At 65.9% G+C, this 11225-nt stretch carries 11 protein-coding genes; 5 read left to right on the plus strand and 6 right to left on the minus strand.

The window, feature by feature from the left end:
- A partial coding sequence (locus QOD90_RS20675; protein ID WP_526352698.1) for a pyridoxal-phosphate-dependent aminotransferase family protein occupies window positions 1-1117 on the plus strand: 1117 nt, incomplete at its 5' end.
- Window positions 1118-1208: 91 nt separating this feature from the next.
- Here the strand turns inward: QOD90_RS20675 and QOD90_RS20680 are convergent.
- Window positions 1209-2696 (minus strand): MFS transporter, encoded by a 1488-nt coding sequence (locus QOD90_RS20680; protein WP_526352699.1) that lies wholly within the window; start codon window positions 2694-2696, stop codon window positions 1209-1211.
- A gap of 430 nt (window positions 2697-3126) precedes the next feature.
- Here QOD90_RS20680 and QOD90_RS20685 point away from each other — a divergent pair, with 430 nt between their 5' ends.
- From QOD90_RS20685 to QOD90_RS20695, 3 genes are all read left to right on the plus strand, one after another.
- Window positions 3127-4101: a quinone oxidoreductase family protein gene (locus QOD90_RS20685; protein WP_526352700.1), complete on the plus strand. Its 975-nt coding sequence runs from the start codon at window positions 3127-3129 to the stop codon at window positions 4099-4101.
- Between the two features lie 435 nt (window positions 4102-4536).
- Window positions 4537-4779 carry a hypothetical protein gene (locus tag QOD90_RS20690; protein ID WP_526352701.1) on the plus strand — a complete coding sequence of 81 codons (243 nt, stop codon included), beginning with the start codon at window positions 4537-4539 and terminating at the stop codon, window positions 4777-4779.
- Window positions 4779-5897 carry an FAD-dependent oxidoreductase gene (locus tag QOD90_RS20695; RefSeq protein ID WP_526352702.1) on the plus strand — a complete coding sequence of 373 codons (1119 nt, stop codon included), beginning with the start codon at window positions 4779-4781 and terminating at the stop codon, window positions 5895-5897. Before QOD90_RS20690 ends, QOD90_RS20695 begins: the two co-directional genes overlap by 1 nt.
- Window positions 5898-5969: 72 nt before the next feature.
- Here QOD90_RS20695 and QOD90_RS20700 read toward each other — a convergent pair whose 3' ends face one another.
- The 4 genes from QOD90_RS20700 to QOD90_RS20715 form a co-directional block, all read right to left on the minus strand.
- Window positions 5970-6917: an amidohydrolase family protein gene (locus QOD90_RS20700; protein ID WP_526352703.1), complete on the minus strand. Its 948-nt coding sequence runs from the start codon at window positions 6915-6917 to the stop codon at window positions 5970-5972.
- A gap of 33 nt (window positions 6918-6950) precedes the next feature.
- Window positions 6951-7955: an amidohydrolase family protein gene (locus tag QOD90_RS20705; protein WP_526352704.1), complete on the minus strand. Its 1005-nt coding sequence runs from the start codon at window positions 7953-7955 to the stop codon at window positions 6951-6953.
- 23 nt (window positions 7956-7978) lie between these two features.
- Entirely contained in the window at window positions 7979-8692 is a 714-nt protein-coding gene (locus QOD90_RS20710) for an MIP/aquaporin family protein (protein WP_526352705.1), read from the minus strand.
- 105 nt (window positions 8693-8797) lie between these two features.
- On the minus strand, window positions 8798-9943 hold the full coding sequence (locus tag QOD90_RS20715; RefSeq protein ID WP_526352706.1) for an NAD(P)H-dependent amine dehydrogenase family protein: 1146 nt from the start codon (window positions 9941-9943) through the stop codon (window positions 8798-8800).
- A 102-nt stretch (window positions 9944-10045) separates the two neighbouring features.
- Here QOD90_RS20715 and QOD90_RS20720 point away from each other — a divergent pair, with 102 nt between their 5' ends.
- A complete protein-coding gene (locus tag QOD90_RS20720; RefSeq protein WP_526352708.1) occupies window positions 10046-10870 on the plus strand; it encodes a helix-turn-helix domain-containing protein in 825 nt (274 codons plus the stop codon).
- 17 nt (window positions 10871-10887) lie between these two features.
- On the opposite strand, the gene QOD90_RS20725 is transcribed toward QOD90_RS20720, so the two are convergent.
- Window positions 10888-11225, minus strand: a 338-nt coding sequence (locus QOD90_RS20725; protein WP_526352707.1) for a hypothetical protein, incomplete at its 5' end; no start/stop codon positions are given.

The following is an 11225-nucleotide window of genomic DNA, read 5'->3' on the forward strand; positions in this document are numbered from 1 at the left end:
GAATGTTCCGGACCGAGTCCTGCGTGCCATCGCGGCGCCGACCATTGACCATCGGGGGCCGTCGTTCCAAGCTCTCGCCCTCGAGGTACTCGAGCTGCTTGGCCCGGTGTTCGCCACCAAAGGCCCAATCGTGGTCTACCCGGGCTCGGGGACTGGGGGCTGGGAGGCAGCGCTGGTGAACACCCTGAGCCCTGGCGATACCGTATTAGCTTTCGAGACTGGGCATTTCGCTACGTTGTGGCGGGAGATGGCCACCAGGCTCGGTCTGGTCGTCGACTTCGTTCCCGGCGATTGGCGGCACGGGGTGAACCCCGCTGTCGTCGCGCAGAAACTGACCGCTGACACCGCGCGGGCCGTCAAAGCGGTGTGCGTGGTGCACAACGAGACCTCCACCGGGGTGATCAGCCCGATCGCCGAGGTCCGCCAAGCCATCGACAGTGTCGAGCATCCGGCGTTGCTGTTGGTCGACGCGGTCTCCTCACTCGGCTGTATCGACTACCGGCATCACGAGTGGGGGGTCGATGTGACGGTCGCCGGGTCGCAGAAGGGTCTGATGTTGCCGCCGGGGATGAGCTTCAACGCGATCAGTGAAAAGGCGCTCTATGCGTCGACCAATGCCGGTCTGCCCAAGTCGTACTGGGACTGGCAGCCGATACTGGCGGCCAATCGGAACGGATTCTTCCCGTACACGCCTGTCACCAACATGCTGTACGGGCTGCGGGAGGCGCTGATGATGCTTTACGACGAAGGCCTCCAACAGGTGTTCGCTCGCCACGCTCGCCACGCCTCGGCGACCAGGGCGGCTGTGCACGCCTGGGGCCTGGATGTGGTGTGCCTCGACGAGGGCGGGCATTCCAAGTCGGTAACGGCGGTGTTGATGTCCGATGGGCACGACGCCGACAAGGTCCGCGACATTGTCTTGGACCGCTTCGACATGTCCCTCGGTGCTGGGCTGGGCAAGCTCGCGGGAAGCACTTTCCGGATCGGCCACCTCGGCCATTTCAACGATCTGACACTGGCCGGGACGCTCGCCGGGGTGCAGATGGGGCTGCAACTCGCCGAGATTCCCATCGACCCGAGCGGCGTGGACGCCGCGCTGGAGGTTCTGCGTCCGTGACTACCAAAGTTGGTGCAGCAACCACCATCTGTGTCGCCCCCCCCGCGAGCCTCGCGCCCGCTCTGCTAGCCGAAGGCTAGAACGGCGGCGCTCATCGAGCACCAGCACCGACATCGCTCGCCGCCCCTGATCCGCCAACGGCATAGCCGTTCTTCGCCTGTTCCGAGGGTCCGGCGATGAGCGGCGCGAGCCGCTCCGCCGAACGAATCGCGTGTCGCGACGTCGACCAAATGCCAAGGGCCGTCATCCCGAGCCCGAGCGTTGCGCACAACAACCACAGCGGTCTGGCGTCCGCCGTGTACTGGGCGGTGCCGGCGGTCAGCGCTGCCCCGGCCAGCGAACCGCAAAGCGCCACACCGACACTCACACCCACCTGACGACTGGTCGAGGTGACCGCCGAGGCCGCACCAGCGCGATCCGTCGGCATGCCGCTCACCGCCGTGGTGGTGATCGGTGCATTGGCCATCGCGAAGCCGGCGCCGAACACCGCAAAGATCGCCACCACGACCCACACCGGAGCCGTGACTGTGAGATCGGCCAGCATCAGCGTCGCCGCGGTAATCATGATTCCGGCCGCGAGCAACGACGGTCGACTGCCGAAGCGGCCGACCAGCCAGCCCGATATTGGCGAAAGTAAGAGAGCTGCAAGGGAAATCGGCAGATACATCAGGCCGGTGTGGACCGCCGAATAGTGTCGCTCACCCTGCAGGTACATCGACATCATGAACAGAAAGGCGCCGTAGGCGGCGTACGAGCACACCGCGATCACCGTCACCGACGCAAACGGGATGCTGCGGAAGAACCGTAGGTCGATGAACGGATCGTGGCGCTGGGATTCATAGCGGAGAAATCCCACCAACGCCACCACCGCCACGATCAATATCGCGACGGACGGAGCGGCCGTCCAGCCCATTTCTCGTCCCTGGATGAGCACGAAGACGACGGCGAACAGGAACGTCACCGCAAGCGCCTGACCGATCGGGTCGACATCCCGCATCGTGGTGGAGCGCGATTCCGGGACGAAGATCGCGGTGAGCACGACCGCAGCGGCGCAGATCGGCAGGTTGATCCAGAACACCGCGCGCCAGTCACCGAGCTCGATCAGTGCGCCGCCCAGCATCGGGCCGAGTGCCATCGCAATGCCCATCACGGCACCCCAGATGCCGATTGCACGAGCCCGCTCGACCCGGCCGACGAACACCTGACTGATGATCGACAGGGCAACGGGATTCAGCATCGAACCGCCGATTCCCTGCAGGAACCGGGCAGCGATCAAGATATGAATATCAGGTGCCAGGCTGCACAGCAGCGATCCGATCGCGAAAATCGTCAACCCGATCTGAAACACCCGGCGGCGGCCAAATCGATCGGCGGTGGCCCCGGACAGCAGCAGTAGCGACGCCAACACCAGCGTGTAGACGTCGATCACCCACTGCAGCTGAGAAGCCGACGCGTGCAACTCGGTGCGGATCGACGGGATTGCGACGTTGACGATGGTCGCGTCCATCGACACGATCAGCAGGCTGAGGCAGCAGGAGATCAAGATGATGACCTTGCGCCGCGGGCTGAGGGCGTTCATGTAACGGCGAGGGGTTCGGTTTCAGGTGCAGCCGCAATCGCAGCACCGATGGCGAACAGCGCTGTGCTGCAGCTGAACTGCTTTCGCATGGGGGTGCTCCCTGGCTGGCCAATCGATTCGGGCTTCACCTCAAGAATTGCGCTCCGGTGAACTTGTGTCATCCCGGCTGGCAGGTACTTTGGGCCCCGACAACCCGGAGTTCGTGGCCGCCCGATGCGACCAGCGGCGGCTGCGTTTCCAGCTGCCAGGTAGTCGCGGGGTACCGCTAGCGGGCGGCGTTGATGGGCGTCAGCGGTGTCGACGCTGGGCCATTCGCAGGGCAGTGTTCAAGACGGTTCTCGAAGCGGCCGGTAAGACCGTCGTGGTCATCTCCGACATGCGGATGGTGATCGTCCACCCGCTATCCGCAACTAGAATAGGAGCATTTGCCATGCGCGCCTTACGTTTCGATCACTTCGGCGATGTAGATGTCCTTCATGTCGCCGACCTCGCCGATCCTGCCGCGGCGAGCGGCCAGGCCGTCATCGCTGTCAAAGCAGCCTCGGTGAACCCATCGGACGTCAAGAATGTCGCGGGGTTGATGGACGGAACCGTGCTGCCGCGGGTGCCCGGCCGTGACTTCGCCGGCGTCGTCGTCGACGGGCCGCCCGAGTGGATCGGCGTCGCGGTGTGGGGAACCGGCGGCGATGTCGGCTTCAGCCGGGATGGATCCCACGCCGAATTCATCGCCGTTCCCGTCGAGGCCATGGCCCGCATGCCCGAAAGCCTGAGCTTCGTGGAGGCCGCCACCGTCGGGGTGAACTTCGTCGTCGGCTGGCTCGGCGCGGTCGAGGCCGCGCAGCTGGACAAGGACGAGACCATCGCCGTGTTCGGGGTGTCCGGCGGCGTCGGTGGCGCGGTAGCCCAGATCGCCCGCGCCCGCGGCGCCCGGGTGATTGGCATCGACCGAAGGCTACCGCGCGACGATGCCCCGGCCGCAACGATTCTGGAGGAGTTCATCACCCTCGACGGCAACGCGCATGAAGTGGTCGCCCAGATCCGGCGGGCGAACGGGGGCCACGGCGTCGAGGTGGTGTACGACGCCGTCGGCGGTGTCACCACCGACGCGGCCCTGGCCGCGCTGGCCCCGCGCGGCCGCCTCGTGGTGATCAGCGCGGTCGGGACCCGCGTCGTACCGATCGACCTGGTCGACTTCTACCGCAAGGAAATCCGGATGCTTGGCGTCAGCAGCGGTTCGCTGGGCGTCGTTGATTCGGGCAGACGACTGGCCGAACTCGCGCCCTACTTCGACTCGGGCGCGTTCCGGCCGCTGCCGATCAGCCGCAGCTTCGGCCTCAACCAGGGCCAAGACGCCTACGCCGCGGTCGCAGGCGGCACTTCCGGCCGCGTCGTCATCCGTCCGTGACCCAATACCCGCCACATCACAGCGGCGGTCGTCGCCGGTGCTCACCTGCCGACAGCTGCGCAGCGGATTCCGGCTAGCTGCCGCACTGATGGGTGCAGGCAGCAATGGCACCGATCCGTCGGATCGCGATCCTGGATTCAGGTAGTGGGACCAGAGAGCGAATGAAGGCAGGGCCGGATGACTTCTCCAAGACGAGCGCAACGACAAGCCTTGCACGGAAGGGCGGTAGGCGTATCCGAGCGCCGTCGACCGGCGCGCGTTGGAGTACAACTGGTTTCCACCTATCGGCAGGTGCCCTTCGGCGCCGCTGCGGCAGTTAGCGCCATGGATTTCATGGGTGGCCGTAGTGGCGCTTCACATGTCAGGCACGTCGGCCGGCACAGGGCCGCCCATCGGACCGGCATACGGGGTAACCCCTGGTGGACGCTGGCTGGCATGTCGATCGGCGTCGTCATGGTGGCGCTGGGCGTCGCGTCCGGTCTGCACACCACGATGACGGCGGCGGCGGCCGCCGCGGGCGTCGGCGCGGTACTCGCGCTGGTCGTCCGGCGCGTGGGAAACGCCGGCACCGTCGTCCCCACATTGCCGGCGCGGAAGCCGGAGGCGTTATTGGCCGAACCCGCTGAGGCAGACGGTTTCGTGGGCGCTCGCAGTTCCCGTCATGGGGAGGGGCAGTGATGAGAAAGTTACGAGTAGCGATCATCGGCGGCGGTATCGGTGGACTATCGGCAGCTATTGCGCTTCATCAGATGGGCGCTCAGGCTCGGGTGTATGAGCAAGCGCGTCAGTTGGGCGAAGTCGGCGCAGGAGTCGCGCTTCACCGCAGCAGTCAAAGAGTCCTAGCTCGGCTCGGCCTCGGCCAGGAGGTCAGCCGACGTGGCGCGCGGTTGTCTGAGTTCGACCTCTTCACAAAGGACGGCACCGTTGTCTCACATGAAACGTACGACGCCGGGGCCGGACAGCTGGGACTGCACCGGGCCGACCTGGTGGCGGTGCTGGCCGCCGCGTTGCCAGCCGGGTTCGTGCATACCGGATGTCGCTGCGTGCAATTCACTCAGTCGAACGGGTCGGCGGTGGTGAGCTTCGGCAACGGGGTGAGCGTGAGTGCTGACGTGGTGGTTGCGGCCGATGGAATCCACTCCGGGCTCCAACGCTACGTCGTGGAGCCCACCGACCCGGTGTTCTCCGGCGTGGTGGCATATCGCGGCCTGATCCCGGCAGCACGGCTGCCCGAGTGGCCCAAGGGCTTGGTGACTTGGGGCGGCGACGGCAAACATTTGATTGCCTACCCGGTGCGCGCCGGCCAGTTGATCAACTATGTCGGCTTCGTCCCTGCCGACGAGCAGATGCTCGAATCATGGTCTGCGCCTGGCGATCCGGCGACTCTGGCCGCCGCGTTCGCGGATTGGACCCCGCAGGCTCGTCGCCTGCTTTCGCGAGTCGAGACCACGCTCAAATGGGGCCTGTATGACCGCGAGCCGCTCTCACGGTGGACGCACGGCCGGCTGGTCTTGCTCGGCGATGCGGCTCATCCCATGTTGCCGCACATGGGCCAGGGCGCCAATCAGGCCATCGAGGACGCGCTGGCGTTGGCCATATTGCTACGCGGCGTTTCTGCCGCCGACGCCCCGGCAGCACTGATGCGTTATCAGACGCTGCGGCGCGCTCGCACCGCTCGAGTGCAACGGAGTGCGCGGGTGAACGGACTCCGTTTCGACTCCGCAAAGCCCTTGAGCCTCAACCATTCCTGGGTGCGGGACTATGACGTCGAGAAGGAAGCCCTCGCAGTTCGGTGACCCCGCGGAGGTACTGAATTCATCTTTGCCGTCGGACCGCGCCGGATTTGAAGGGCAGAGCCACGTGCTCGCTCAGAGCCGGAAGAGGTGTTCGGCGTTGCGATAGGCGATCTTGTCCCGGTCGGCGGGGCTGATCGGGGCTTCGGCCAAAAACCGTGCATGTTGAACCGGGTCGCCAAATGGGTAGTCGCTCGAGAACATGATGCGGTCGGCGCCGAACACCTGCAGGGCGCACAGCAGCGGAGGGGTGGTGGTGTAGCCGCAGATGGTGATGTGTATGTGTTCGCGGACAACCTGTGCGACCGATCGATTGTCGGGATTGGCCCTGGTGAGCACGGAGTCTGCGCGCATGAGAGAGAACGGCAGGTTCTCGCCCATGTGTCCCACCACGATCTGCAGCTTGGGGTGTCGGTCGAAGACGCCGGTGGCCGCGAGTCGCATTACGTGCAGACCGGTTTCGACGTGCCAGCCCCACGCCGCGGTGGACAGGGCTTCGCCGGTCGGTCCGGGTAGACCACCGAAGTACACCTCGGCGACCTGTGGCGGTGGATAGGTGGGGTGCAGGTAGATCGGTACGTCGAGTTCCTCGACGGCCGCCAGCAGATCATCGAACTCGGGTGCGTCCAGGAAACGTCCCTGGGTATGCCCGTTGATGACCACGCCGCAGAAGCCCAACTCGGTGATCGCCCTGTTGGCTTCCACGATCGCGGCATCCGGGTCCTGGGTGGGCAGCGTCGCCAATGCATTGAACCGGGCGGGGTGCGCCGCAACAACTTCGGCGCAGCGGTCGTTGATCGCCCGACTGAGTTCGGCGGCGTGCTCGGTGGGGACCTGCTGGGTTCCCGGCGCCGCGACCGACAGGACCTGCATGTCGATGCCCGCGTCGTCCATCACCCGCAGTCGCTGCTCGCCGACCTCCACCAGCTTCGCGGTGACCGCGTCGGGCGCCGTCGGGTTTGGCCGCACCGCGCTGATGAGGTCGACAGGGAGCAGGTGTTCTTCTAGGGCGATCAGTGTCATGGCGATCCTTTTCGTCGCGGGTGCTGGGGCGGATCAGGCCGCGCTGTTCACCGCCAGTCGGGGCAGCAGGGTCTGTGCGTTGCCGTGCATTACCTGCGCGAGCACGTCGGACCGCTCCGCGAAGTAGGCGTCGACGTTCGTCGTGTACCAGCCGGCCATCTCTGGAGTGACGGCGGGGAAGTCGGTGCCGAACAGGATCTGCTCGGGCGGCACGAAGTTCTCCAGTGCGATCAGGTTGGTTTCGAAACCCGACAACGCCGTCTCGAAGTAGAAGGTGCGAAAGTCGGCGATGATCTCCTCGGGACTGAGCTCGCAACCGAGGTACGACGACAGCACAGCGACCCGCGCGGCCAGGACCGGGGTGCTGCCGCCGGAGTGGGACAAGATGATCCGCACGTTCGGATACTGGCGTTTGCGGCCGCTGGTGACGAGATCCGCTGCGGCCTTGTAGGTTTCGTTCGGTACCTCACTGATGGGCGTGGGCAGAAACCGATTCGGGATCCGGTTGCGGCTCGGTGTCTGCTCGCCGTGGAGGAAGACCAGCGCATGGCGGCGGTCGAGTTCGGCCCACAGCGGCTCGAAGATGTCGTCGCCCAACGACCGTGCCTGTTCCCCGGTGCCGTAGACGTTCGTCAAGGTGATGCCGTCGGCGTCCAGTTCGTCCAGGGCATAGGTGAGTTCGTCGAGTGCGGCGCCGACGTCGGTGGGAGTGGGCAGATGCGCGAAGAACCCGAACCGGCCGGGATGGTCGTCGACTGTCTGGCGGGCGACGGTGTTGACCTCGCGGGCGAAGGCCCGACGGTCCTTGGCGGGCAGGTTGTGTTCGAGGTCGCTCGGCAGCGAAAGCACGGCGGTCTGAATACCGAGGCCGTCCATGAACTCCAGGCTGGTATCCGGTGTCCAGTGCGGGGTGCCGCCGGGAAAGCGCCAACCGGAGTCCGCGACCAGGCCGCGCTGCAGGAACTCAGCGAACTTGCCTGTCGGGAAGAGGTGATGGTGGAAATCGACCCGCGCGGGCCACGGACTGCTCGTGGTCATGCCGGTGTCGCACCATCGGCGGCTCATCGGTCGTTGGGGTTGAGGGCGCGGAAGACGGCTCCGGCGCCGACGCCCGCGACGACCTGCGCCACCAGGTAGACCCATAGCGTCGGCCAGGCGAACATCCCCATCACGGCCGCGCCGAGCGTCACCGCCGGGTTGAAGGCGCCACCGGAGATCGCGCCGACGGCGACTGCGCCCGCCACCACGGTGAACCCGATCGCCAGACCGTAGAACGAATTGTCGGGGTGATCCTTGCTGGTGGCAACGTTGAGCACCACATAACACAGCGCGAACGTGAACAGCAGCTCCACCGCGAACGCGGCCAGCACGCTAGCGCCCGTCAGAGTCAGTGTCGTCGTCTTCGCGACCTGGGTTGGGTCGATTACCGTGCGCACCAGCACCGCGGCGACCAGACCTGCACCGAACTGCGCGAGCCAGTATCCGGCGGCATCCCGCAGCGTGATCCGGCGCCGCACCAAGGCCGCCAAGGTGACCGCAGGGTTGTAGTGCCCGCCAGAGAGGTGGCCGCCGGCGTAGACCATGACCATCAGGACGCCGCCGATGGCCAGGGGGGCAAGCGGGCTGCGGCTCCCGACGGCGGCGCCGACCGTGAAGACCAGAAACAACGTTCCGATCGCCTCGACGACGTACTTGACGCGAGCCCGGGGGCCGCTATCAGCCTTCGTGCTCTCGTCGGCGGCGCCGACACCGGTTGAGGTTTGTGATGTGACCATGTGCATGGCTTCCACTGTCGCGGCACCCGTGGTCGATGTCGTTCACGCTGGCACCCAAACTCATGGTGGCCAGCTTCAATGTTGGGCTGCCGGATACAGATCGTTTCAGCGAATGCCGACCACCCGGCTGTCCGGTGAGGGACCGGGCACCGGCCTGAGCAGACCCTTGCCGGTGATCAGCGGGAGATCCAGTGCTGACAGCAGTCCCGGCGCGGCGGCTGCGACGGTCGGGATCGCGTTCACCATCCGGGCTGCGCCTGCCATGCGGGCTCCCAAGTCGTGGTCGTGGTTCTCGGCCAGTTCCAGTTCGCAGCGGATGCTCGGTGATCCCTCGATCTCCACCCGGTAGGCGCCACGGCCGGAGGCGCCGCCATACCCGAGGTCCAAGGGAGCGATGGCGATGCTGGGCTGCGGCCACTGTGGTGCGATGTCGTCGCGCATCCGGGTGACGTGGTCGACGACGAGTTTGGGCTCGCCGTCGACGAATCCGGTGAGCGTCGAGCGCATCGCGGCGATCGTTCCGGCCGGAATGTGGCCGGTCGGGGTATCGAATGCCTCGTCAGTGGGGACGCGCTCGTTGTGCTCGGCGAGGTTGTCGATCTGGACGCCGAGCCCCGCGGCCAATTGGTGCAGGACGGGTCCCCAGCCGTAGGTGAAGACGCCGGGCATCGCGGCGATGGCGGCGAATTCCGCGGGTTTGCCGAATCCGAGGATTTCGTAGACGGCGTCATGGTCCGGGTAGGTCGCGTAGTTGAACATCTCGGTGACGCGAATCGAGTCGATGTTGCGGGAGACTCCCGACAATGCCAGCGGCAGAACGTCGTTGGCGAAGCCGGTGTCGATACCGGTGGTGAAGGACGAGCTCCCACCGGCCAGTGCGGCGTCCTGTAGCGGACCGGTGAAGGCCGCGTCGACGGCGTCGGGATAGACAAGCGGCACCACCGAGCAGGACACCACGTTCTTGCCTGCCCGCAGGATCCGCACCATGTCACCGAGCGCATCGAGGACGCGTAGGTTGCCCGCGGCCGCGTAGACCACCACGTCGGCCTCGCCGGTGAGCAGATCGTCCGGATCCTGGCTGGCGAGCACGCCCACCGGATCGATCCCACACAGTTCGCCGGCGTCGCGGCCGGCCTTGGCGTCGCTGTGCACGATGAGGTCGACCAGTTCCAACTCTGGGTGGTCGATCACCGCGCGCAGTGCGATGACGCCCATGGATCCCGGTCCCCACACGCCTACCTTGATGGCCATTCGTCTCCTATTATTAGGACAGCAATATTGATTATTTGGACGCATAGTAGGGAGGTGATCGTGGGCAAGTCAACGCCGAAGTCACCACCGACCCGCCGCGCGATGGACGTCGTTGAGGCACTGGCGGATTCGATCGATGGCTACACGTCGGCCGAACTGGCCAGGCGGTGTGGCATCACCACGTCGACGTGTGCACTCCTGCTGGCCGAACTGGAGCGAGGCGGCTGGGTGGCCCGTTACGACGATCGCCGGTACGGGCTGGGCAGCGGCCTGTTCGGTTTGGTACACGGTCTGCGTAGACAGTTTCCGCTGCTCGATCGCGGCCGCGAAGCGCTAGTGGACCTCCACGACCGCCTCGGTGCGGGCTGCTCGATGTCCAAGATCGGCGACCGACACCTGACCACCGTCGACACCGTCGGGCATGCCACTGATGGTGAACATGCGGTCGGTCATCGCTTCCCGATCGATCCGCCGTTCGGTCTGGTGGCGATGGCGTGGCGCGATGACGTCGACGTCGCGAACTGGCTGCAACGCGTCACACCACGGCTCACGCAGACCGACGTCGAGGCACACCGCCGGGTACTTGGCGATATCCGGGCGCGGGGCTACGGAGCCTGGCGATTCGACGACGCCTCGTCGTCTCTGCACGACCGGCTCGTCGGCCTTCTTGCGTCGCTGCAGCCCGCCACGTCACTGACGCGTCAACTGAGCACGCTGATGACGATGGTGGCCTTGAAATCGGTGACTCATACGTTGGAAACAGATTTGGAGACAGCGGAATTCGTGGTCCTTCCGATCTTCGGCGGCACCGGACAGCCGGAGTACCAGATCGAGCTGCACCTCAGCCGAACGGACGGGCTCACCCTCGATGAGCTCGACGTGGCTCTGCGATCCGCCCAAGATCGGTTGGCGCCAGGCGTGGCCTAAAAGGGATCACCCGGCCGTCAGACCGACTCGCCGACTTCGTCCAAGGCCGACGACCCCGTAGCAGCCCGAGCCGCGTCGCGCATGAACTCGCCGAAGGCGCGACGCGTTGCGCGCGTGTAGCGGTCGGCAGCGACCGATAGCTCGTAATGCTCACCCTCGAACGGCACCTCCAGCGGGTGAAGGCTGTTCAAGGTCGGCAAGTCCTCTTGCAGTTTCTGCAGCTCGGTGGCTAGCGGCGCAGCCGGATCCAACGCCGTGTAGCCCTCCGCCGTGCCAGAGACCAGGAACATCCGGCACCCGGTCAAATCTGAAGGGCAAAACGCCTCAATGACGACCCGGTTGCCGCCGGCTCCGT

The organism is Mycobacterium sp., assembly GCF_032161845.1.
GTDB lineage: Bacteria > Actinomycetota > Actinomycetes > Mycobacteriales > Mycobacteriaceae > Mycobacterium.

Coding starts and splice junctions, on each gene's coding strand:
- QOD90_RS20685 (WP_526352700.1), top strand. CDS start 3,127: ATGCGCGCCTTACGTTTCGATCACTTCGGCGATGTAGATGTCCTTCAT.
- QOD90_RS20680 (WP_526352699.1), bottom strand. CDS start 2,696: ATGAACGCCCTCAGCCCGCGGCGCAAGGTCATCATCTTGATCTCCTGC.
- QOD90_RS20690 (WP_526352701.1), top strand. CDS start 4,537: ATGTCGATCGGCGTCGTCATGGTGGCGCTGGGCGTCGCGTCCGGTCTG.
- QOD90_RS20705 (WP_526352704.1), bottom strand. CDS start 7,955: ATGACCACGAGCAGTCCGTGGCCCGCGCGGGTCGATTTCCACCATCAC.
- QOD90_RS20710 (WP_526352705.1), bottom strand. CDS start 8,692: ATGGTCACATCACAAACCTCAACCGGTGTCGGCGCCGCCGACGAGAGC.
- QOD90_RS20695 (WP_526352702.1), top strand. CDS start 4,779: ATGAGAAAGTTACGAGTAGCGATCATCGGCGGCGGTATCGGTGGACTA.
- QOD90_RS20700 (WP_526352703.1), bottom strand. CDS start 6,917: ATGACACTGATCGCCCTAGAAGAACACCTGCTCCCTGTCGACCTCATC.
- QOD90_RS20715 (WP_526352706.1), bottom strand. CDS start 9,943: ATGGCCATCAAGGTAGGCGTGTGGGGACCGGGATCCATGGGCGTCATC.
- QOD90_RS20720 (WP_526352708.1), top strand. CDS start 10,046: ATGGACGTCGTTGAGGCACTGGCGGATTCGATCGATGGCTACACGTCG.